The 22,127-nt window shown below is 56.7% G+C and carries 25 protein-coding genes; 11 read left to right on the top strand and 14 right to left on the bottom strand.

Annotated elements, in window-relative coordinates; all coding sequences use genetic code 11:
* Positions 1-3: 3 nt before the first annotated feature.
* From RRU01S_RS04505 to RRU01S_RS04485, 5 genes are all read right to left on the bottom strand, one after another.
* Positions 4-315, bottom strand: a complete 312-nt coding sequence (locus RRU01S_RS04505; RefSeq protein WP_045229061.1) for a type II toxin-antitoxin system RelE/ParE family toxin — start codon at positions 313-315, stop codon at positions 4-6.
* Positions 315-575 carry a CopG family ribbon-helix-helix protein gene (locus RRU01S_RS04500; protein ID WP_045229060.1) on the bottom strand — a complete coding sequence of 87 codons (261 nt, stop codon included), beginning with the start codon at positions 573-575 and terminating at the stop codon, positions 315-317. The genes RRU01S_RS04505 and RRU01S_RS04500 overlap by 1 nt, the downstream gene beginning before the upstream one ends.
* A gap of 128 nt (positions 576-703) precedes the next feature.
* A complete protein-coding gene (thrS, locus tag RRU01S_RS04495) occupies positions 704-2,716 on the bottom strand; it encodes a threonine--tRNA ligase (protein ID WP_045229059.1) in 2,013 nt (670 codons plus the stop codon).
* Between the two features lie 117 nt (positions 2,717-2,833).
* Positions 2,834-3,193: a membrane protein insertion efficiency factor YidD gene (yidD, locus tag RRU01S_RS04490; protein ID WP_045229058.1), complete on the bottom strand. Its 360-nt coding sequence runs from the start codon at positions 3,191-3,193 to the stop codon at positions 2,834-2,836.
* A gap of 3 nt (positions 3,194-3,196) precedes the next feature.
* A complete protein-coding gene (locus RRU01S_RS04485; RefSeq protein ID WP_045229085.1) occupies positions 3,197-3,637 on the bottom strand; it encodes an iron-sulfur cluster assembly scaffold protein in 441 nt (146 codons plus the stop codon).
* 253 nt (positions 3,638-3,890) lie between these two features.
* On the opposite strand from RRU01S_RS04485, the gene folE reads away from it, so the two are divergent.
* The 3 genes from folE (at position 3,891) to RRU01S_RS04470 (ending at position 6,145) form a co-directional block, all read left to right on the top strand.
* A complete protein-coding gene (gene folE, locus RRU01S_RS04480) occupies positions 3,891-4,517 on the top strand; it encodes a GTP cyclohydrolase I FolE (protein WP_045229057.1) in 627 nt (208 codons plus the stop codon).
* A 118-nt stretch (positions 4,518-4,635) separates the two neighbouring features.
* Positions 4,636-5,103 (top strand): phosphoribosyl-AMP cyclohydrolase, encoded by a 468-nt coding sequence (gene hisI / locus RRU01S_RS04475; protein ID WP_045229084.1) that lies wholly within the window; start codon positions 4,636-4,638, stop codon positions 5,101-5,103.
* An 88-nt stretch (positions 5,104-5,191) separates the two neighbouring features.
* Positions 5,192-6,145: a patatin-like phospholipase family protein gene (locus RRU01S_RS04470; protein ID WP_045229056.1), complete on the top strand. Its 954-nt coding sequence runs from the start codon at positions 5,192-5,194 to the stop codon at positions 6,143-6,145.
* Between the two features lie 20 nt (positions 6,146-6,165).
* Here the strand turns inward: RRU01S_RS04470 and RRU01S_RS04465 are convergent, their stop codons facing one another.
* Positions 6,166-6,600 carry a CBS domain-containing protein gene (locus tag RRU01S_RS04465; protein WP_045229055.1) on the bottom strand — a complete coding sequence of 145 codons (435 nt, stop codon included), beginning with the start codon at positions 6,598-6,600 and terminating at the stop codon, positions 6,166-6,168.
* Positions 6,601-6,757: 157 nt separating this feature from the next.
* Positions 6,758-7,507 carry a rhomboid family intramembrane serine protease gene (locus tag RRU01S_RS04460; protein WP_045229054.1) on the bottom strand — a complete coding sequence of 250 codons (750 nt, stop codon included), beginning with the start codon at positions 7,505-7,507 and terminating at the stop codon, positions 6,758-6,760.
* Positions 7,508-7,740: 233 nt separating this feature from the next.
* Here RRU01S_RS04460 and RRU01S_RS04455 point away from each other — a divergent pair, with 233 nt between their 5' ends.
* From RRU01S_RS04455 to RRU01S_RS04445, 3 genes are all read left to right on the top strand, one after another.
* A complete protein-coding gene (locus RRU01S_RS04455; RefSeq protein WP_045229083.1) occupies positions 7,741-8,298 on the top strand; it encodes a PAS domain-containing protein in 558 nt (185 codons plus the stop codon).
* A gap of 94 nt (positions 8,299-8,392) precedes the next feature.
* Positions 8,393-9,004 (top strand): PilZ domain-containing protein, encoded by a 612-nt coding sequence (locus RRU01S_RS04450; RefSeq protein WP_045229053.1) that lies wholly within the window; start codon positions 8,393-8,395, stop codon positions 9,002-9,004.
* 553 nt (positions 9,005-9,557) lie between these two features.
* Positions 9,558-10,169, top strand: a complete 612-nt coding sequence (locus tag RRU01S_RS04445) for a transglutaminase-like cysteine peptidase (RefSeq protein WP_045229052.1) — start codon at positions 9,558-9,560, stop codon at positions 10,167-10,169.
* A 148-nt stretch (positions 10,170-10,317) separates the two neighbouring features.
* Here the strand turns inward: RRU01S_RS04445 and RRU01S_RS04440 are convergent, their stop codons facing one another.
* Complete coding sequence (locus tag RRU01S_RS04440; RefSeq protein WP_045229051.1) at positions 10,318-10,752, bottom strand: DUF1489 family protein; 435 nt, start codon at positions 10,750-10,752, stop codon at positions 10,318-10,320.
* 66 nt (positions 10,753-10,818) lie between these two features.
* Positions 10,819-12,222, bottom strand: coding sequence for an L-serine ammonia-lyase (locus RRU01S_RS04435; protein ID WP_045229050.1), 1,404 nt, complete (start codon positions 12,220-12,222; stop codon positions 10,819-10,821).
* Positions 12,223-12,873: 651 nt separating this feature from the next.
* Here RRU01S_RS04435 and RRU01S_RS04430 point away from each other — a divergent pair.
* Positions 12,874-13,227, top strand: coding sequence for a hypothetical protein (locus RRU01S_RS04430; protein ID WP_045229049.1), 354 nt, complete (start codon positions 12,874-12,876; stop codon positions 13,225-13,227).
* Between the two features lie 10 nt (positions 13,228-13,237).
* On the opposite strand, the gene RRU01S_RS04425 is transcribed toward RRU01S_RS04430, so the two are convergent.
* The 3 genes from RRU01S_RS04425 to RRU01S_RS04415 form a co-directional block, all read right to left on the bottom strand.
* Positions 13,238-13,990: a phosphodiester glycosidase family protein gene (locus RRU01S_RS04425; RefSeq protein ID WP_045229048.1), complete on the bottom strand. Its 753-nt coding sequence runs from the start codon at positions 13,988-13,990 to the stop codon at positions 13,238-13,240.
* A 184-nt stretch (positions 13,991-14,174) separates the two neighbouring features.
* Positions 14,175-14,336 carry an entericidin domain-containing protein gene (locus tag RRU01S_RS04420; RefSeq protein ID WP_045229047.1) on the bottom strand — a complete coding sequence of 54 codons (162 nt, stop codon included), beginning with the start codon at positions 14,334-14,336 and terminating at the stop codon, positions 14,175-14,177.
* Between the two features lie 114 nt (positions 14,337-14,450).
* Positions 14,451-15,347: a LysR family transcriptional regulator gene (locus RRU01S_RS04415; RefSeq protein WP_045229046.1), complete on the bottom strand. Its 897-nt coding sequence runs from the start codon at positions 15,345-15,347 to the stop codon at positions 14,451-14,453.
* Between the two features lie 5 nt (positions 15,348-15,352).
* Between RRU01S_RS04415 and RRU01S_RS26425 the strand changes: the two genes are divergently transcribed.
* Both RRU01S_RS26425 and glgX read left to right on the top strand, forming a co-directional pair.
* The gene (locus RRU01S_RS26425; protein ID WP_234935995.1) at positions 15,353-15,793 is read left to right on the top strand and encodes a DUF1127 domain-containing protein; all 441 of its coding nucleotides are present in this window, start codon (positions 15,353-15,355) and stop codon (positions 15,791-15,793) included.
* A gap of 124 nt (positions 15,794-15,917) precedes the next feature.
* Complete coding sequence (glgX, locus tag RRU01S_RS04405; protein ID WP_045229045.1) at positions 15,918-17,993, top strand: glycogen debranching protein GlgX; 2,076 nt, start codon at positions 15,918-15,920, stop codon at positions 17,991-17,993.
* 56 nt (positions 17,994-18,049) lie between these two features.
* On the opposite strand, the gene RRU01S_RS04400 is transcribed toward glgX, so the two are convergent.
* On the bottom strand, positions 18,050-18,478 hold the full coding sequence (locus RRU01S_RS04400) for a response regulator (protein ID WP_045229044.1): 429 nt from the start codon (positions 18,476-18,478) through the stop codon (positions 18,050-18,052).
* Positions 18,479-18,906: 428 nt separating this feature from the next.
* On the opposite strand from RRU01S_RS04400, the gene RRU01S_RS04395 reads away from it, so the two are divergent.
* Positions 18,907-19,905 carry a GlxA family transcriptional regulator gene (locus RRU01S_RS04395; RefSeq protein WP_178126726.1) on the top strand — a complete coding sequence of 333 codons (999 nt, stop codon included), beginning with the start codon at positions 18,907-18,909 and terminating at the stop codon, positions 19,903-19,905.
* On the opposite strand, the gene RRU01S_RS04390 is transcribed toward RRU01S_RS04395, so the two are convergent.
* Positions 19,902-21,377, bottom strand: coding sequence for a bifunctional ADP-dependent NAD(P)H-hydrate dehydratase/NAD(P)H-hydrate epimerase (locus RRU01S_RS04390; RefSeq protein WP_045229043.1), 1,476 nt, complete (start codon positions 21,375-21,377; stop codon positions 19,902-19,904). The genes RRU01S_RS04395 and RRU01S_RS04390 overlap by 4 nt on opposite strands.
* 348 nt (positions 21,378-21,725) lie before the next feature.
* On the opposite strand from RRU01S_RS04390, the gene RRU01S_RS04385 reads away from it, so the two are divergent.
* The gene (locus tag RRU01S_RS04385; protein WP_007753933.1) at positions 21,726-22,064 is read left to right on the top strand and encodes a P-II family nitrogen regulator; all 339 of its coding nucleotides are present in this window, start codon (positions 21,726-21,728) and stop codon (positions 22,062-22,064) included.
* Positions 22,065-22,127 lie beyond the last annotated feature (63 nt).

Raw genomic sequence — 22,127 nt, 5'->3', positions numbered from 1 at the left:
CCCTTATTCAAAATCCCTATCCGGTTCTTGATCGGGAACCAACGGTCGCATCCGGCCATGGCGGACAGCGACGATCTCGATAACATCGACTTTTCGCATATAGTCCATGAGATAATCACCGAAAACCCAAGTCTTGCATCCGGCGACAGGAAGATCGTTATTTTCTTGTCCGATATCTGGAAATATCTCGAGATTTCGCCTTGCCTCTGCGACTGCTTCAGTGAAGCGTATTGCCGCGGCTGGACTTCTGCTTTTCAGGTATCGAACCTCGTTTCGCAAATATGCCGCAGCCGAACGCGAAATGATGACGCGCATCAAGCAGCCTTTTCAGATGCGGTTCTCTTCAATTCCGCGATGACAGCGTCGAAATCTTCGTATTCTCCATTTTCGATCTCTTGCCGCCCCTGCTTGACAGCAAGAATATCGGCTCCCTCGTTCATGAGATATGTCTTGAGTGCTCGAACGATGATCCAACTGCGGGACCGCTCGGTCGTTTCGGCGATGGCTTCGATTTCTGCCAGCACTTCCTGCGGAATACGTAAGGTGATGGGATTGGAAAGAGCTTGCTTTGTCATTCAATCCTCCGGAAATTTGTATTTCATTGTAATACAAAGCAATGTGTCGGACCATCAAAAAATCACCCCCGGAATGCATTCCGAGGGTGACTGATCATAGCAGAAAGATTTCGCGAACTCGCGAGGGGTTACGCAGCTTTCGCCTTGGCAGCCTTCGCCGCACGCTTGCGTTTCACATCTGGCGGCGTTGCTTCATCCACGAGGTTCGCAATCGCTTCGTCGAGTGCATAGGATGTCTGGGCTTGTGAACCCAAGCGGCGGATGTTGACGGTGCGTTCTTCGGCTTCCTTCTTACCGCAGACGATGATGACCGGGACCTTGGTGACCGAGTGTTCGCGGACCTTGTAGTTGATCTTCTCGTTACGGAAATCGGTTTCAACCGAAAGGCCCGCATCGCGCAGGGCTTCGGCAACTTCACGACCGTAATCATCCGCATCAGACGTGATCGTGGCGACGACGACCTGCTGAGGTGCGAACCAGAGCGGCATGTGACCGGCGAAGTTCTCGATGAGAATGCCGAGGAAGCGTTCCATCGAGCCGCAGATGGCGCGGTGGATCATCACCGGCTGGCGCTTTTCCGACGCCTGATCGATGTAGAAGGCACCGAAGCGTTCCGGCAGGTTGAAATCCACCTGCGTGGTGCCGCACTGCCATTCACGACCGATGGCGTCTTTCAGCGTGTACTCGAATTTCGGACCATAGAACGCGCCCTCGCCCGGCAGAATGTCGGTCTTGATGCGCCCACCGGACTGCTCTTCGATGGATTTCAGAACGTCGGTCATGACGCTTTCGGCGCGATCCCAGACCTCGTCGGAACCGACCCGCTTTTCAGGGCGCGTGGAAAGCTTGACGACGATTTCCTCGAAGCCGAAGTCCTTGTAGACCGACAGGATGAGATCGTTGATGCGCAGGCATTCCGCCGCCATCTGCTCTTCCGTGCAGAAAACGTGGGCGTCGTCCTGCGTGAAGCCGCGAACGCGCATGAGGCCGTGCAGCGCGCCGGACGCCTCGTAACGGTGGACATTTCCGAATTCCGCAAGGCGAACAGGCAGTTCGCGGTAAGACTTCAACCCATGTTTGAAGATTTGAACGTGGCCGGGGCAATTCATCGGCTTTAGCGCAAAGACGCGGTTATCCGCTTCCTCGTCCTTCGGGTGGGTGAAGGCATAGGCCGATTTTACGGCGAACATGTTTTCCTGGTACCAACCCCAGTGCCCCGAGGTTTCCCACAGGGACGCATCCAGCACCTGCGGCGCGTTGACTTCCTGATAGGTGCCTTCAAGGTTGCGGCGCATATAGGCGGTCAAAGTCTGGAACATGCGCCAGCCCTTGCCGTGCCAGAAGACCACGCCTGGACCTTCTTCCTGAAAATGGAACAGATCCATTTCGCGGCCCAAACGACGGTGATCGCGCTTTTCGGCTTCGGCAAGAATATGGAGATACTGGTCCAGCTCTTCCTGCGTGGCCCATGCGGTGCCGTAGATGCGGGTCAGCATCGGGTTGTTGCTGTCGCCACGCCAATAGGCACCGGCGACCTTCATCAGCTTGAAAGCCGTGCCGATCTGTCCAGTGTTGGCCATATGCGGGCCACGGCAAAGGTCGAACCAGTCACCCTGATAGTAGATCTTGAGGTCCTGCCCCTCGGGAATAGCATCCACGAGTTCGACCTTGTAGTTCTCACCTTTGGCGGCGAACACTTCCTTGGCTTTTTCACGCGACCAGATTTCGCGCGTGAATGGCTTGGACCGACCGATGATTTCCTTCATCTTCTTTTCGATCTTCGGCAGATCTTCCGGCGTGAAGGGCTCGTTCTTGGAGAAGTCGTAGTAGAAGCCGTTTTCGATGACGGGGCCGATGGTGACCTGCGTGCCGGGCCATAGTTCCTGCACGGCTTCGGCCATAACGTGGGCTGCATCGTGGCGGATCAGCTCAAGCGCACGCTTGTCATCACGGGTGACGATCTCGATCTTGCCATCGACGATGGTGTCTGAAAGGTCGCGCACAGTGCCATCCAGCGCAATCGCGACGGCTTTCTTTGCAAGCGACTTGGAAATGGATTCGGCAACATCGCGTCCAGTCGTGCCGGGGGCATACTGGCGAACGGAGCCATCGGGAAATGTAAGGGAAACGGCGTCTGACATTAGAATTCTCCTGTCCAGTCCCGCCAACGAATGCGGGTGGTTTTCATGTAAAATCGGTCGGTCGATCGTGATTGACCGAGGCGGGTATTTAAACGTGTTCGCCGGATGGGTAAAGGCTCATTGCTGGCCGGAATGAGAACGAAAATACCGCCACGGCAAATACCACTTCTGCCGTGCTTCCAGTCTCTCCGCCACTGGATCAAGCCCACTGGTGCCACCCGGTCCACAGCGGGCGACACGAAATAGCGTCAACCATCCGCCAGCCCAGAAGCCATGGCGAGCGAACGCCTCATATCCATATTCGGAACAGGTGGGAATGTGGCGGCAGGAATTGCCGACGAAGCCGGAAAAGGCGAGTTGGTAGAAGCGGATAAGGCCCATGCCGAGAAGACGTCCCGGCGTTTTGGCAAAGGGGCCAGACCAGTTGCGGGTTTTCGGCGTCTTGTCGGAGTGCTGGCAGTTCGGGTCGTTGCACACGGCTTAAGCCGGAAGGCGCTGCTCGGCCTCAATCTGGTCGAGACAGTCGCAGATGGCATCGAAGGTGAGCATGGTGGAGGCGTGGCGTGCCTTGTAGTCCTTGACGGGTTTCAGGACGCGCATGTCCTCGAAGCGGCCTTCCGGGCCTTCGCCGCCTGCCGTCAGCATGGCCAGCATGTCGGCGCGTGCTTGGCGCAACTCGCCGCTGGTTGCGCCGACAACGTTGTTGGCCATGATAGAGGACGAGGCTTGCCCCAGCGCGCAGGCGCGGACCTCATGGGAAAAATCCGTAACCACACCATCGGAAAGCTTGACGTAAACCTTGACCTTGGAGCCGCAGAGCTTGGAATGTTTCTGCGCGCTGGCATCCGCATCCGGCATCGCTCCCGTCAACGGAATGTTACCTGCAAACTCCAGGATGCGGTTACTGTAGATATCGTCCATGTGATTATCCATGTGGGCAGGATTGGTTTTTCAAACACTGCGTCAACCAAGGCAGCACTTTTCTGCCACTTGTCATCTTTATATGTTATGAGACAGCCGCGTCATCAAGGTGCGGCCATTTTTCGCACGCCAAATTCATGACGACAGGCTTGCATAATTGCCTGAAAACAACCAGATAGCACGCGCGGCGCGTCAGCAATAGAGCCGTAACCCATATTCAGATGCGGCCTTGAACCGTATCGGAGATCAAAAGATGGATGCAATCGTGAAGAATTTCCCCGGTGCAGGCACACAGGACGGTGTAACCGCTGTGCGCCCCACGCAGGCTGAGGCTGAAGAAGCCGTCCGCGTTTTGCTACGCTGGGCGGGAGACAATCCCAACCGTGAAGGCCTGCTCGACACGCCAAAGCGCGTTGCCAAATCTTATCGCGAATTGTTCAGCGGCTATGCGCTGGATGCCAACGACGTGCTGGGCACGACATTCGAAGAGGTCGGCGGTTACGACGACATCATTCTCGTGCGCGACATTCCTTTCTATTCCCATTGCGAACACCACATGGTTCCGATCATCGGCAAGGCGCATGTCGCCTACCTGCCGGAAGGTCGTGTTTTAGGCCTTTCCAAGATTGCCCGCGTCGTGGAAATCTTCGGTCGTCGCCTGCAGACGCAGGAAACGATGACGGCGCAGATTGCAAACGCCATCGAAAGCAAGCTCAAGCCACGCGGCGTAGCCGTGATGATCGATGCCGAGCATATGTGCATGTCCATGCGCGGCGTGCAGAAGCAGGGCTCGACAACGCTGACGACCAGCTTCACCGGCACTTTCAAGGCTGAAGCCGCCCAGCAGGCTCGCTTTATGTCCATGGTCTACAACCGATAAAGCTACCTCCATCCGGGCGGTGAAAACCAATGGTTTTGCCGCCCCGGTACTCCTCCAAGCATCGCATGATCTCCAAGCCGTCGATGCTGACGGCTCCGGTCGCGCAATCGAGGTTCCCATGTCGCTGACATTTCCGACTGCTTCCAGCGACAAGAAAGAGCTTGAAGCTGCTGGCACCTTCACCCCGAAATTCGATGCCCATGGCCTCGTCACCGCCGTCGTAACGGACGTAAGGGACGGTGAGTTGTTGATGGTTGCGCACATGAATGCGCAAGCCATGGCGCTGACGCTGGAAACCGGCATCGCCCATTATTACAGCCGTTCGCGCGACACAATCTGGAAGAAGGGCGAAACCTCCGGCAATCTCCAGACCGTGCGCGAAATGCGCACCGATTGCGATCAGGACGCCATCTGGCTCAAGGTCTCGGTCGCCGGTCACGATGCCACCTGCCACACCGGTCGTCGCTCCTGCTTCTACCGCACCGTGACGCTGGAAAATGGCCAGGCTGTCACGACCATTACAGATGATACCCGCCATTTCGATCCGGCGACCACCTACGCATCCAAGCCCTCCCAAACCGACTAATTTTCGTTTCGTCTCATTTTGTTACGAATATTATAGGAAGTCCCCAGGTAGACTACAATTTCGTAGATTTGCTTGGGAGTGGATACCGATGTTGGGATGGGGATTGAACCGAGAAAATCCGGCGGCGGTCACGTCATTGGAAAAGATCGCGCAACCAGCCTCCACACCTGTCGCCTCTGTTCCACCCGGCCGTATCGCACTTGCACTGGGCGGAGGCGCCGCACGCGGGTGGGCTCATATCGGCGTGTTGCGCGCGCTGGATGAAGCGGGCGTCAAGATCGGCATGATCGCAGGCACTTCCATCGGTGCGCTTGTTGGCGGATGTTATCTGGCTGGCAAGCTGGACGAACTGGAAGAATTCGCTCGATCCCTGACATTGCGCCGTATCGCTGGCCTGCTGGACTTGACGATCGGCGGCGGCGGACTGTTTGGCGGCATGCGGCTGACCAAGCGTATGCAGGAACATCTCGTCGGCCTCAACATCGAAGATCTGGAGCACCCGTTCATCGCCGTTGCTACCGAACTGAAGACCGGTCACGAAGTATGGGTGCATCAGGGCGACCTGATCACGGCACTGCGCGCTTCCTACGCCCTGCCCGGCATTTTCGAACCGGTGCGCTGCAATGGCCGAACCCTGATCGATGGCGCTCTGGTCAACCCGGTACCGGTGTCTGTGTGCCGTGCTTATGAACAGACGCTGGTGGTGGCTGTGAACCTCAATTACGATATCTTCGGCCGCTCCGCCGTGGTCAAACATTGCGCAGGCACTGGCAGCATCGATACGGGCCGCAAGCCAACGGTCGATCCATCGTCACGGGTGGGGTTGCCAGGCGTAATGGTGCAGGCCTTCAACATCATCCAGGACAGGATCTCGCGCTCACGCCTGGCGGGCGACCCTCCGGATTTGACGCTGCATCCGCGCATCAACCACATCGGGCTCTCCGAATTCCACCGAGCCGCCGAATCCATTGAGCGCGGTTATGAGGAAACGCGCTCGCGTATTCCCGAATTGCAGCGCATGCAGCAGGTTTTTCAGCGCTGACTTGAGCCGCAGCGCGTTCGCTAACCCGCAATGTATGCCTTGATGTGCTCGGCTTCCGCTTCGATCTCGCCGATCCGGGCCTTCACCACGTCACCGATCGAGATGATGCCGACAAGGCGGCCATTGGCTTCCACCGGCAGATGGCGAAAGCGACCGCCGGTCATCAGTTCCATGAGGTCGTCGGTGCTGGATCCCTCGTGACAGCGTGTCACGTTTTTGGTCATGACGTCAGAGACCTTGGCCTCAAGGGCTGCTGAAGCATGGGAGGCGATGGCCTTGACCATATCGCGTTCGGTAAAGATGCCGAGGATAGCGCCGGTATCATCGGTGATCACGACGGCGCCGATGCGGTTTTCATGCAGCGTCACCGCCGCCTCTCCCAGTGACATATCCGGCCCGACCGTGACGACATCACGGCCTTTGAGATCGAGAAGTTCTTTCACAAATATCGGCATGTTTTCCTCCGCAGTAACAGTAATATCGAAACATGCGCCGTGTCTCCTCCACAGGCGCGGTTCCCTTACGCGGTCGATGGTGCGCTAGCGGTCCGTGGAAAGCAATATGTTTCCACGGACGTAAAGACTTCAATCGATTGAGTGAAATGACAGTGCCTTATGCGCGTCTGACATCGTTGCGGTCGAACAATGCGAAGAAAAGGAAGCCGAGCAGGAAACCGAAAATATGCGCATCCCACGCCACCTCGCCGCCGACATCACCAAACAGTGGAATGCCAACGGCAATGAGCACGTTTCCGAACAGCCACATCAGGGTGAAGATGAGAACTGTGCGATTGGTGAGCGATTGAATGATGCCCTGACGCGGCAGCATATGGCCGATGGCCGGGTGATACCGCGCGCCGTTGGACGGAAAAGCGAACCGGCAGGCGGCGCCCATCAGCGCGGAAACGACGCCTGACGCACCGATCAGCACCGTCGCATCGCCCCAATGCAGAAAGGCGTGCCCGAAGGCTGCGACTGCTGATGAAACGCACCAGAGCAAAATGAAACGCAATGTGCCGATACGGCGCAAAACAGGCGCACCGAAGGCCATCAGCCACAGGCCGTTAAACAGGATGTGCTCGATGCCGCCGTGCAAGAGCGAATAGGTGACCGGCGTCCACAGCCATTCCAGACCTTGCTCAGACAGCGGCACGGCGTAGCGTAATGGGATGAAGCCGAAGGTGTAGATGAACCAGCCGTAGCCCTCCTCTGACAAAAGATATGTCGAGATGAGATGGACGGCGATCAACAGAGCGAGGATGGCCACAAGGGTGCCAGGCAGGTTGAAAACCGGGGGTTTCGGTGGTGGCGATGGTCGCTCGACCTCTTCGGCTTCCAATGGGCCACCGTCTTGATGCGTCATGAATAAGAACCCTTCCCGAGCCGTTCCGCATTGTCTTATGCGAGCAATATAGGAACGATGCGGGAAAAAGAAGCGCCCTCGCCACAGATGATTTTCGGGGGATAAACGCACACGCCGCTCTGATGGTAACTGGCGTGGCACGGAATTCGCTTAGGTATCTCTTACCACCGCAAATGAGGGCGATGTTTGTATCGAAAAGACACAGATATCCCGCGGGTATGGAGAGTGAAGTCATGAAGACGAATACGAGTATCGATATTTACGCCTATTGGGATGCGCTGCGGGGCAACCGTGCGGCACCACTGCGTAGCGAAATCGATCCCTCGCACATACGCCACCTGCTTCCCGACCTGTTCGTGCTGACCGACACGAACGATGGATCACCCGTTTTTCGGCTGACCGGAACGCGGCTTTACAATCTTTTCGGTCAGGAACTGCGCGAGACGCCCTTCTCGGGCCTGTGGCAGGCGGATCAAGCAGCCGACGCCTGCCGTATCGCCAGCGGCGTGATGCAAAATGAACGGCCCGTTCTGTTCGACATCGAGGCGGAAAGCGAAAGCGGGCATCTTCGCCAGGAATTCGAAATGCTGCTGTTACCTTTGCAGGCGGAACCGCATTTTCCGGCACGCTTGCTGGGCGCACTTGTGTCGGACACGCCACTGGCCGATTTTGGCCAGCCATTCAAGCCGCTGTCACTAACGCGCAGCCGCTTGCTGGAGCCACAGTTTCCACGATTGCTGTCGAATACGGTGAGCAACGCACACTCGTCTCACAGTGGCGTCTCGATATGAAACCGCGTGCGAATATTCACGATTGATAACGGAACGGTCTGTTAACTCGCGGCATGTAAAGGATGAAGATCATCGCAAATTTGTAGTGCTGCCCATGTTTTCATCCCGCTCAACAACTGTCGCTTTTGCTGCCCGGTCTGCGGAAACGCCTGCCGTAGATGTCGTGACCGTGGGATTGACTGGGCGACTGATGGTGCCATCACATGAAGAGTATGATTGCACCGCCAATGAGATGACAGCCGAGACAGCGCGCATCACCTGTTTCGTGCGTCCACGCAACGGCGACCGCATCATTGCATACCTTCAGCATATCGGTCGCATCGAAGGTATCGTTCAGGCGCTGACGGCAGATGGTTTTACGATTTCCATCATGGCGACCGAACGAAAGCGCGAAAAGCTTGCGGCGCAATTGGCCTGGATTGCCAAGCGCCAGGCATTGGGTCTGCCGGAAGACCGTCGTCACGATCGTTTGACACCACGCCACCCGAGCGCCGACCTGACATTCAGCGATGGCACCATCGTGCCATGCCGCATCATCGACCTTTCACTCTCGGGTGCTGCGGTAGAACTCGAGATACGCCCGGCACTCGGTACCGACGTGCGCCTGGGCAATATGTCCGGCCGCATCGTGCGCCACTTCATGGAAGGCGTGGCCATCGAATTCGACTCCGTCCAGTCTCGCGACGCGCTGATCGAGTTTCTCTAAACCTTCGACCGCGACCACCACCAACCGGCAACGCCAGTGCGTCTGCCGGTTTTTTTGTGCGAAAATTCGACGTCGCGACCAACGCTGACTTTATGAACTGACGCCGTTACCGGATGAGCCTCAGCTCCAACAACTGTACCGTCTCGGGAAAATTCAAAAATAATCGAAAAAAGAACAAAATAATTCGCCGGAAAACCTGTTATCAGCACTCTTATTGCGAGAATTTTACACGCAAAAATTGCTTTTCGGGTCTTTTTTCGCGCATTTTGTCGATAGAAGTATAGTCAAAGAAGCGTTTAAATAAAGGATATCTGTCTAGCAGTGCTCATCACATTAACCGAACACGTCCATGACCCCATTTATTTCAATGACTTGCGAGGTCATCACACTGGAAATTCTAAATGGAACGATAAAATTTGAACCGATTTCCTACCGAGTAAAGTTAAAATAAAGCTCCGTTTTTACTAAACTTTGCGTCGAATTTGAGCACCGTTATTTCCGAGCGCTCAAAATATCGCAGGCATTGTTCTCCTCACAACGGGGAGACAAAAAAATGAAAAACATCAACCGTTTCGGTTTCTTGATTGCAGCACTCATCGTCGGCGCCTTCACAACGCAAGCCCACGCTACGCCAGCCGCCGCCATGCGCATCATGGGCAAGGCCAACCCACCGATTGGTCATTATGAATTTTGCCAGACCTATCAGAGCGAGTGCCAGCCGACATCTGCGGACCGTGGCCCTCTGAAGCTGACGGAACAGAACTGGCAGATGATCCTGGACGTGAACTACTCCGTCAACACCACCATCACCCCCATGACCGATATGGAAGTCTATGGCGTTGAAGAGCGTTGGGCCTACCCAACGACGGCCGGCGACTGCGAAGACTATGTTTTGCTGAAGCGCAAGATGCTGATGAACAAGGGCATCTCCCCGTCGGACCTCTTGATCACCGTTGTGTTGCAGCCGAACGGCTCCGGCCATGCGGTTTTGACCGTGCGCACCGACCGTGGCGATTTCGTTCTCGACAACCTGCGCAACAAGGTCATGGACTGGTCTGAAACCGAATACACCTACCTCAAGCGTCAGGACAGCAACAACCCAGGCCGTTGGGTCAAAATTCAGGATGGCCGCGCCGTCAACGCCGTTGCAGGCATCAAGGGATAAGAAGGACGGAGCCGTCTCCCCGGACGCTCCCCTTCATCATTGGACGATCAAGTTACCCAGTTTTTGATTTGATCGCGCCAAGAGCCGGTTCCCCGCCCCGGAACCGGCTTTTTCTTTGCCTGCAAGTCAGATGGAAGAGAAAATTGCTTTAGAGAAGGCCGAGTTCGGCCAGTTCGCGACGAAGGTCGGGTGGCAAGTCGTCCGACAGACCGCCGCCGCCCAGATCGCGCGGCGCTTCCTCATCCTTCAGATACCGCCAGCCCTGAAATGGCCGCTTGGGCGCAGGCGACGTCTCGATCACCTCCGGCCCCAGCACGAGATCACAGCGGCTGATGCCGTCATCACCCTTGAAGGACTTGATATCGAGGATCTTCTGGCGCGCCTGAACCTGGCCTTTGATGACCCAATAAAGCGAGCCGCCATCCAACAAGTCTTCGGTTCGCTTCGGAAACATGCGGGTGGTGTGGACGCTGTGGGGCTCCATGCCTGCTGCTATGGCAAGAAGAGACCGCTGGGAGACCCAACCGCGCAAATCTTCGATGGTGTCAGCGCCGACACAGAGCTTGATGAGATGTAGAGCCATGGGCGCTATCAATGCCGTTTCAGGCCTTGCGTCAAGCGCCTACAGTGCAAAGCTGGTCGGCACGGATCAACATTCCACGACATTCACCGCAAGGCCACCGGTGGAGGTTTCCTTGTATTTCTCGCTCATGTCGTTGCCGGTCTGGCGCATGGTTTCGATACAGGCGTCCAGCGGTACGAAATGCGAGCCATCGCCTTTAAGCGCGAGAGACGCAGCCGTCACAGCCTTGACCGCACCGAGCGCGTTGCGCTCGATACACGGCACCTGAACCAGGCCAGCGATGGGATCGCAGGTCATGCCGAGGTGATGCTCGAGCGCGATTTCGGCCGCGTTTTCGATCTGCGCAGGCGAACCACCCATCACAGCCGCCAAACCCGCCGCCGCCATGGCTGCAGCAGAGCCGACTTCACCCTGACAACCAACTTCGGCACCGGAGATCGAGGCATTGTGCTTGATGATGCCGCCAATGGCCGCGGCTGTCAGCAGGAAGTCCCTGATGTCATCGACCGTCGCATCGTCATGGAAGTGGCGGAAATATTTGACCGTCGCCGGTATCACACCCGCTGCACCATTGGTGGGAGCGGTGACGACGCGACCGCCAGAGGCGTTTTCCTCGTTGACCGCCATGGCGTAGACGCTCAGCCAGTCGTTCGCCAGAAGCGGATTGAGCCTATTGCTGCGCCATTCCGCATTGAGCTTGTCGTGAATGGAACGTGCGCGACGCTTGACCTTGAGACCGCCGGGCATGATCCCCTCGCCCTTCAGCCCGCGCTCGATGCAGCCGTTCATCGCCTCCCAGATATGGTCGAGCCTGTCGTCTAGTTCCTGGCGCGTCATGACCGTTTCTTCATTGGCACGCTTCATCTGGGCAATGTTGCGCCCAGAACGCTCTGACATCTCCAGCATCGCCTTAGCGGTGGCGAATGGATAGGGAACGCGCGGTCCTGTATCGATCGTCTTGCCACGCTGGCGCATCGCTTCCAGTTCGGTATCCGTCACGACGAAACCACCGCCGATGGAGTAATAGATTCGCCTCAGCAGCATGCGGCCCTGATTATCGTATGCGGAAAAACTCATGCCATTGGCATGACCCGGCAGTGGGGTCTTCTTGTCGAAGATCAGGTCTTCGGCGGGTTGGAAAGCATAGGATGGGTGGCCGGGTGGCGAAATGCGACCTGTCGATTCGACCGTGGCAATCAACCCGTCCATCGCATCTGGATCGACCTGGTCGGGCTGCTCACCCATCAGACCCAGAACCACGGCACGGCCGGAACCGTGGCCGATGCCGGTAAACGCCAATGAACCATGCAGGCTGACCTTGATGGCAGACACCACCGAACCGGATGGTCTGGGCCAATCACTGGACAACAGCGTTTCCAAAAAGCGGTTCGCAGCCGACATCGGTCCCATCGTATGGGAACTGGACGGTCCAATCCCGATCTTGAACACGTCGAAAACCGAAAGAAACATATCTGCCTGCCCTATGTATAGACTTATGACACCAGTCTATCCGAATGGGAAAAATCCGCCATATCAAAATGGGCATGAACTACGCTGAGCGCGACATGGACGCGCCGCAAACGAAAACAGCACGGTCCTGTGGGGGAACCGTGCTGCGAAGTCTAAAATTCTATGAGAGATTCTTACGGGCTACCAAATACGTAGGTCAATGCGAGAAAGGCGGCAAAACCTGCAAGTGCGCGAAATGTTACGGCCCAGCAGGATTTCTGTGCGGTTTCGTCCATGATTACTCCAGCGTGTTACTCTCAAGCCGTTCATGCGTCGGCCAGTGGGTGAAGCATTTATTAAAAACTTGTGACAAAGGCAAATGCTAAAAACGGCTAAAGCAAGGCGAATTTAGCCACCTGCTATTCACTCAATGCATAGGTGTAATAAAAAACAATGGTTTACCTATTCATCCTGAGACACTGAGCCAAGTCTGCCTGTCTCATTTTGGTCCAAAGTGTAAATTTGGTCGGATTTGGTTCACCGTGGCGCGCTGTGCTGTGTATAAGCCAGCCGAAATACAGGCTTTTGCCCCAGCGCTGCGCACGTCATATTGAACATCGGGCTCATCTGAATTATCGGGCAGATATCAAACAGCTGGAGCGGTGACACACGATGCAGGCGACGCCATCTTCTTTCCCGGACCGTGACGCGGTCGCAACGAAAATCAGTGGCTGGAGCGCGGAAGATCAGGCGTGGCTGACTTTGCTCCTGGAAAACGCTTTGCAGGACGAAAACCTGCTGGAAGGTTTGCGTCTTTTCCTCGACCAGCAGGCGCAAGCGCGGTTCCTGAACTCTTTGAAGCTGGAGAAATGCGGCGAATGGTTCGGCGAGAATGCGCCGGCGCGTTTGCAGATTCGCCTGCACGAGGTGTCCAAGAGCAGCCAGCATGCAGCGTTTACGGCATTTCGCACCGGCCTGACAAAATCCGGCGGGCTCGAAAAGGCCTACCCAAAAGCGCCGCTGTAACGGTAGCGCCTCAGTCCGGCACTCGCTCGACAACCGCAACGATCGGCCCCAGCGGAGACCAGCCGTCCCGACGCTTTGCGGCGGGAATGTCCACGCTGGAAATGCTGCCATCGAAATACAGCGCATTGGCCGTGTGCAGCTTGTCGCGGAACAGGGTCGCAAAATCATAAAACCGCACAGGATGTTCCGAGATAGCAAAGTGCACCATGCCGTCGGCCGATACACCCACGCCGTTGCGTGTGTTCAAGCTATCGCTGTCCGGCAGAAATCGCGGGTGCAGCTGCCCGTCAATGACCAGCATCGGACCTGACTGGGTGGCAAAATCCGGCGATCTATTGGCATTGAGATAAGCGCTGGTTTCCAGCACGCCCGCCCTTTTGCCCTCCATGAAGAACACGCCATTGGGCTGCATGTGAAAATTACCCCACCCGCCACCGGTGCTGATAGGTGCTGTCTCGACACCATGATCGATGAACAGACCGACCGGCGATAGGTCGCGGTGATACATTCCAGCATTCATGGCAAAGGTGACGAAGCTGTGCTGCCGCCATAGAGCTGACGACAAAGCCTCGAACGATCCATAGGGTTTCGAGGTGACATAATCCCAATGGTAAAGTCGGATGTCGCTTTTTGCAGGGTCGAAACTGCACACCGTATAGCGCCCACCCATATGGTCCAGCGATTGGCAAAAGTCAGGCAGGGGTGCCGCGATGGCTCCAGTGGGCAGCAAAGCAGCCAGCAAATATTGGATCAGTCTGCGCATCGTTCCCCAAGGCGGATCAAATTTCTCTTGTCCATTGTAGATCGCCTGACAGCGACGAGAATATGGCCTCTCGAGAGCGAATATGCATTTTGGACTGGACCGCCTTCACCGTGGCCTGACTACAAAAAAGCCGACGAAGGATCGCCGGCTTCTGCTTCAATGTCAGGACGCTGTATTGCGTCAATTAACGGCGCGCAGCGTGGTCAACGCTTCGTCCAGCAGCCTGTGTGCCTTCTACAGTGCCTGCAACATCCTTGCCGACGCCGCGAATGGTGTTGCCGCAAGAGCTCAGGGAAACGAGGGCGATGAGGACAGCGGCAGTTGTTGCGAAGAAACGTGTGGACATATGGAAACTCCCCTTAATGTCTGCGCATGAGCGCCAAAGACAATCTAATTAGCGCGCAGAAAACGCAGGCAATCGAAAGCGGTTCCGTGGCCCGATAAAAATAATGTGACAGCCTTACAGAGGCTGAGCAATGTCCTTGAACGCGTTGCGAATGCTGTCGGCAACCGCCTGCACGGGACGGGTCGGTTTATCGGCGACGATGAGGCGGATATCGAAGCAACCAAGCTCCGGCATTCCGTCCTTTTCACCCAGAATGACCATGTTGTTCTGCACATAGGAACGCGGCAGAGGTGCGACCGCCAGATCCGCCTCGATGGCCGCCTTTTGCGCCATTGTGTGACCGCTGAGATAGGCGACGCGATAGGGACGGTTCTGCTTTTCGAGCGACGATGTCGCCTCGGATCGCCAGATGCAGCCATCTTCCCAGATCGAAATGGGAATGGGATCACGCAAATGCGCCGTACCGCATTTGGCACCCGCCCAGACGAGCCGCTCGCGCATCAAGACTTCGCCGGTATTTCGCAGCGGCAGCGACGCGCAGTTGACGAGTGCGATATCCAGCCGCTGCTCATCCATACGCCGGTAGAGCTGCGAGCTCGAATCGATCACGACATCCACCATGATGGCGGGGAAGGCTTCGGCAAAGCGTTTGAGGATGCCGGGCAGCAGGCCGCGCTCGCCAATATCCTCCGGCGCACCCAGCCGCACCACGCCAGACAGCTCAGGCATGACGAAGCGCGCGACAGCCTCATTGGACAGCGCGATCATCCGCCGCGCATAGGTCAAAAGCGTTTCGCCATGGGCGGTGAGGGTGACCGACCGTGCATCACGCAGGAACAGGGTGGTCTTGAGCTGCTCTTCCAGTTTCTTGATCTGCATGGACACGGCAGACGGCGTTCGAAACACCACTTCGGCGGCGGTGGAAAAATTGCCGGTTTCTGCGATAGCCACGAAGGTTCGCAAGATGTCGTTGTCCAAAAGGGGCAGAGGCTGGCGGAAGGAAACGGTCATGGCACATGCCTTCAATTTTTCTGATCAATGGATCGATATCATTTCGTTTGATTGAATGTCAACAATTTCGCATTGTCAAAAACGAAGCCGGTAATGAGGCCGGGTTTCACACCGGAAATACATCACGCTTTGTCATTGATGGCATGAAAATCATTCAATTGATTGATGTGATTTTGCGGCGCATACCGATGATGTCGAAACCGAATATGGATCATGAAAGGAGTTCCAAAATGACCATGATCACCCACCACAGCCCCAGCCCTTCAAGGGGTCGGCTGTTTACCCGCAGGTGGCTATCACGCCTGACCGAGCTTGTTTTGGAGCTACAGACCGCATGGCGTCGCAAGCAGACACTACGCGCATTGGAAGCCCTGCCCGCAGACACGCTCAAGGATATTGGATGGCCAACGACAGACAGCAAGCAGACACGGATTGTTCGCAGATAAAATCCGTTTCCAATAAAGCATGAATGGCTCGCGAGACTGATCTCGGCGAGCCATTTTTTTGCAGTGCGGAACAAATACCCTGCCACCACATTTCCCCCTGCCCCTATCAAGCATGAGGATATCTATGGCCCAGTTCGGTTCCAGCATTTTGCCCGGCGACTTCACCCGCCTTGGCGCGAATTTCGACGGTGATGGTGTCAATTTCGCGATCTTCAGCGCCCACGCAGAACGCATCGAATTGTGCCTCTTCGATGAGAGCGGCAAAAACGAAATCGAGCGCATCACGCTTCCGGAATTCACCAACGAAATCTGGCACGGCTTTATTCCCGGCCTGAAGCCCGGCGCGCTGTATGGCTATCGCGTTCACGGTCCCTACGACCCGGAAAACGGCCACCGCTTCAACCCCAACAAGCTGCTTGTCGATCCTTACGCCCGCGAACTCGTCGGCGATATCGAATGGGGACCGGAACAGTTCGGTTACATTCTGGATGCAGAAGACAAGGACCTATCTTTCAACGACAGCGATAGCGCCGCCAAGATGCCGAAGTGCCGCGTGATCGATCCCGCGGATTACGACTGGTCGAGCGACAAGAAGCCGAACGTGCCTTGGTCGAAGACCATTTTTTATGAAACCCATGTGAAGGGCTTCACGCAGCTTCACCCCGGCATCGCTGAAAATCTGCGCGGTACATATGAGGGCCTCGGCGACAAGCAGATCGTCGATTATATGAAAAGCCTCGGGATCACCTCCGTCGAGCTTCTGCCGATCCACTCATTCCCCGACGATTCGCACTTGCTGGATAAAGGCCTGAAGAACTTCTGGGGCTACAACTCGCTCGGTTTCTTTTCGCCTGCTTCGCGCTATTACGGCCCCAAGGGCATGGCTGGTTTCCGCGACATGGTGCGCGCGTTCCACGACGGCGGAATCGAGGTCATTCTCGACGTGGTCTACAACCACACGGCCGAAGGCAACGAGCTTGGGCCGACCCTGTCGTTCAAGGGTATCGACAACTTCTCCTATTACCGCACCCTGCCCGACCAGCCGCGTTACTACATCAACGACACCGGCACCGGAAACACCGTCAACACCTCGCACCCCCGCGTGCTGCAGATGGTGACGGACTCGCTGCGATACTGGGCCGAAGACATGCATATCGATGGCTTCCGCTTCGATTTGGGCACCATCCTCGGTCGTGAGCCGGAAGGTTTCGACCAGCGCAGCGGCTTCTTCGATGCCGTCGGCCAGGATCCTGTTCTGTCCAAGCTGAAGCTGGTGGGTGAACCCTGGGATATCGGCCCCGGCGGCTATCAGGTCGGCGGCTTCCCTCCCGGTTGGGCAGAGTGGAACGACAAATACCGCGACACCGTGCGCGACTACTGGAAGGACGAAGACGGCACCGCCGGTGATTTCGCCGCCCGCGTTCTCGGTTCCGGCGATGTCTACGATCTGCGTGGCCGTCGGCCCTGGTCGAGCGTCAACTTCATTACCGCCCATGACGGCTTCACGCTGAACGACCTCGTGTCCTACGACGAGAAGCACAACGAGGCGAACGGCGAAGACAACAAGGACGGCCACGACCATAACCGCAGCTACAACTACGGCGTGGAAGGCCCGACCGACGACGAAGGCATCATTGCGGTGCGCGACCGCCAGAAGCGCAACTTCCTCGCCACCCTCCTCCTCTCCCACGGCACACCGATGCTGCTGGCCGGTGACGAGTTTGGTCGTAGCCAAATGGGCAACAACAATGGCTATTGCCAGGACAGCGAACTGAGCTGGGTGCATTGGGAAAATCTGCCCGACAGCGCAGAAACGCTCCGCAAGTTCACCGCCAAGCTGATCGAACTGCGTCAGAACCATTCCGTTCTACGCCGCGACAGCTGGCGCGACGGCACCCACATCACTTGGCTGAACCCAGGCGGTGGCGAGCAGACGCAGGCTCAGTGGGAAGATCCGGGCAGCACGTCGCTGGGCTTACGTCTGTCGCAGGATGACAACGGCGATGCGGAGGAATGGCGCGATGTGCTCATCCTCTTCAACCCGCATGACGGCATCGTGGAATTCAAGCTGCCGGACGCCGAGCACGGCTGGATGACGGAGTTGACGACCGCCGATCCTGAGGCAAATGCCGACAAGATCGCAAATGGCGAGACTTATTCGGTCGAAGGCCGCACGCTGGTCGTGCTGCGCGCCGCCTGATTTCGCGCATTCATCGACAGACATCAACGCCGGAGGAAACTCCGGCGTTTTTCGTTTCAGTGGCTGAATTGAAGGCCTTCAAGCCGCACGGCAATCTTTCGACGCACACTCTTCGTCTTGGCGGCAATGCCAGCGCGCAACGCAAAGAAGATGTCGTCGAAATGATAGGGCTTGCTGAAGAAGCGCACGTCTTCCGGCAGTTCCAGCGCATCGGGCGTATGCCCACCGGATGTGACAACGACGGCAATCTGATCCTGACACGATGAGAGCATGCGCACCAGATCCAGACCCGACAGGCCGCCTGGCATATCGATGTCTGTCACGACAGCTGAGATCGTGTCGACCTTGCCGATGATGGCGATCGCTTCGAGCACGTTGCATGCCTCCAGGACACGGTAGCCCGCCTCTTCGAGTGCATCCACAAGCGTAAATCGAATGATCGGTTCGTCTTCGACGACGAGAACAGTGTGACCAGCTTCATGCATACGCAATACTCCGCTCGAAAGCACCGGGCAGGAACGGCAGAGCCATTCTCGGGCAACCCGACACCGTAACAAAAGACGACCTTGCGACACCCTTTTAAGAGACGCCGCCATTCGTCACGTCGATAGAACGCGCAAGTGAACGATATGGCTGAAGGCTGCGCTTAAAAATTGAAAACAATATTAATAAAATGCAAAATATCTCCGTGCAGACGTCCAAGACTTTCACGTCTGCGTGCTTTCACTCGAACGCCTTGGCTCACAGGCGATTAAGTTTTTTGACAGCGCACCTACCACGTCGTATCTTGCGCCAAGAGTGTCGCAAATGCGATATACAGCGGACGATTTCCAAGCAAGGAATTGCGTTTCCGCAATGGAGCATCGTCGCCGTGAGCAAAACGCCTCCCAAAAAACGCACTATCGTGTTTTTCATGGTGCCGGAGTTCACCATGCTGCCCTTCACGGCTGCGGTCGAAACGCTGCGCATTGCCAACCGCATGCTGGGTTATGCCGCTTATGAGTGGCGGCTGGCCTCCAGCGATGGGCAGAAGGTCGCCTCTTCCAGCGGTATCGCGCTGGAAGCCAATACGTCACTGGCCGAAGAGCGCAAATCGGTCAGCGGTGAAAATCGCCCAAGCATGGTGCTGATCTGTTCGGGCATCGATATCGAGCAATACAACAACAAATCCGTCAACGCGTGGCTACGCGAGTCGCACAATCGCGGCATCGCCGTCGGCAGCCTCTGTACCGGCGCGCATGTGCTGGCCCAGGCGGGATTGCTCAACGGCAAGCGATGCGCGATCCACTGGGAGAACCTGCCCGGCTTTTCCGAAGCGTTTCCGCAGGTCGAGGTTTACGCCGATCTCTACGAGGTGGATGGCAACATCTACACCTGCGCAGGCGGCACGGCGTCTCTCGACATGATGCTGAACCTCATCGGTCAGGATTTCGGCGAAAACCTCGTCAACCGCGTCTGCGAACAGCAACTGACGGACCGGGTGCGCAACCCGCATGACCGCCAGCGTCTGCCGCTGCGTGCCCGTCTCGGCGTGCAGAACGACAAGGTTTTGTCGATCATCGAGTTGATGGAAAGCAACCTGTCAGAACCGTTATCTCTGCTGGATATCGCAGACGATGCGGACCTTTCACGCAGACAGGTAGAGCGGCTTTTCCGGCAGGAAATGGGACGTTCCCCTGCCCGCTATTATCTGGAAATCCGGCTGGACCGGGCGCGTCATCTGCTGGTACAATCGGCCATGCCCGTGGTGGAGGTGGCCGTCGCCTGTGGTTTCGTGTCTGCCTCGCACTTTTCCAAATGTTATCGCGAAATCTACAATCGCACCCCGCAGCAGGAGCGTGCGGAGCGCAAGCTTGTTATCAGCGCGTCGCGCATGGCGGCCATCACCAGCCAGGGCAAACCGGTTCATTAACGCTGGAATGGCCTGACATCCGCCGCCAAATCCTCAGCCGTCAAGCCAGGACCCAGCCGCTGTGCGGTCTCGCCATGCAGCCAGACGGCGGCAGCGGCAGCTTCAAAGGCTGGAACCTGCTGCGCCAAAAACCCGCCTGCGATACCGGCCAGCACGTCTCCCGACCCGGCTGTGGCGAGATAAGACGGCGCGTTGGTGTTGACGGCAGCACGGCCATCCGGCGCTGCGATGACGGTATCTGCGCCTTTATAGACGATAACCGCATTGCTGAGCGCAGCCGCCGCCTGTGCCTTTTCGATCTTGCTGAGCGTTCTGTCCGCCGCGATGTCTGGAAACAGACGTCCAAACTCGCCCTCATGCGGTGTGAGGATACGCGGCGCGTCAGAGGCGAACAGATCGAAAAGCTGTTGTGGCTCATGTTTGAACGCCGTTATGCCGTCGGCATCTAGGACCATTGCCTTGTCTTTCAACAAAGAGACGAAACGGCGTGCGCGCTCCAGATCGCCGAAGCCGGGACCGAGAACATAGGTCGCATGGCGCTTATCTTCACGCCAGGCAGCGAGTTCCTCGTCGCTTTCGATGCCCGACACCATGACCACTGTCAGCGTTGCCGAGAGAACGCCGAGGGCATCGTGGGGTGCAGCAATGGTGACGATGCCTGCACCGGCCCGAACACTCGCCATCGCCGCCATACGGGCAGCGCCGGTCGCATGCGATGGACCGGAAAAGACAGTCAGATGCCCACGCTTGAATTTATGCGTGTCCTCGTCAGACCTTGGAAAGGCGCTCTTCCAGAGCGAAGGGTGGTTTTCGAAGACAGACCCACAATGCTCTTTCACAATTCGAAGCGGGATGCCGATATCGAACACTTCGACTTCTCCACACAGCGAACGTCCCGGCATCAAGACATGGCCCGGTTTGCGCGCCATGAACGTCACCGTTCGCTCAGCCTGAAACGCACGCCCGAGCGGAACGCCCCGCCGTCCGCACAGGCCGGATGGCAGATCGACGGCCAGCACTGGCACAGACGCCTTTTCGACACGATCGATCACAGCCGCCACTTCGGCAGGCACATCGCGGGAAAGGCCCGCACCAAAGATCGCGTCGATCACCACATCGCCGGACTGGGGCCGGTAGCTATCGAGTGTTTTCGGGGAAATGCCCAAAGCATCGAATGCCTGCGTCGCTGCCCCCTTCAATCGGGCAACATCACCGAAGACGTAGCCGGCAACCTCTGCGCCACTTTTCTTCAGGGCGCGTGCCGCGACGAACCCATCGCCGCCATTGTTACCGGTGCCGCAAAGGACGATATACCGCAGGGCTTGTGGATAGTGTCTGAGCGCGCAGGCCGAAACCGCCTGCCCCGCCCGTTCCATCAGGGAGGCGATGGAAAGACCGTTTTTTTCGGCACTCGCATCGATGCGCGCCATGGCGGCAGGATCGATCAAGACATGCTGGGCTAAAAATATCATGGCTGCATATTCAGCTCAAAAACAGGCAAAAGGCAATCGGTGCATAATTAGGCAATTTAGATTGCATAAATTATATGCAAAAGAGCAATAAATACGCAATTCATTGACACCATTGACCTGCGCGTAACAGCTCGGAAATTTGGCAAAATCGTGAAAAAATCATCATCTTGCGTGCTGGGAGCGGTATTTTTGTCCACGGAAACAGTGAAGATGCGCCAAATTTCGCTTTGTCCAGGCATTTTTCGAAGATTTTTTATTCAAAGCGACTTCCGATCTGGCACGATACGTGCATTCTTGTGGCAGAGCGGAAAGACCGCTTGAACGGGAGAAGCGGAGAGATATTTTCTCATGAAAAAGATCGAAGCGATCATTAAGCCTTTTAAGCTCGACGAAGTGAAGGAAGCCCTTCAGGAAGTCGGACTCCAGGGAATAACGGTTACAGAAGCCAAGGGCTTTGGTCGTCAAAAAGGCCATACGGAACTCTATCGCGGGGCAGAGTATGTCGTCGACTTTTTGCCGAAGGTGAAAGTCGAAGTCGTGCTTGCGGATGAAAATGCGGATGCCGTGATCGAGGCCATTCGCAATGCCGCCCAGACCGGCCGCATTGGTGACGGAAAGATTTTCGTGTCCAACGTGGAAGAGGTCATCCGTATCCGTACGGGTGAGACAGGCGTAGACGCCATATAAAAAGACTGAACCCGGGAAAGCCGGGACTTCACCTTGTTATCAAAACACTCAAGGAAAAGTTTC

Origin of the sequence: Agrobacterium rubi TR3 = NBRC 13261, assembly GCF_000739935.1 — a bacterium.
Lineage (GTDB): Bacteria > Pseudomonadota > Alphaproteobacteria > Rhizobiales > Rhizobiaceae > Agrobacterium > Agrobacterium rubi.
Note: the sequence above shows the minus strand (reverse complement) of the source record. Positions and strands in the feature narration are given on the sequence as shown.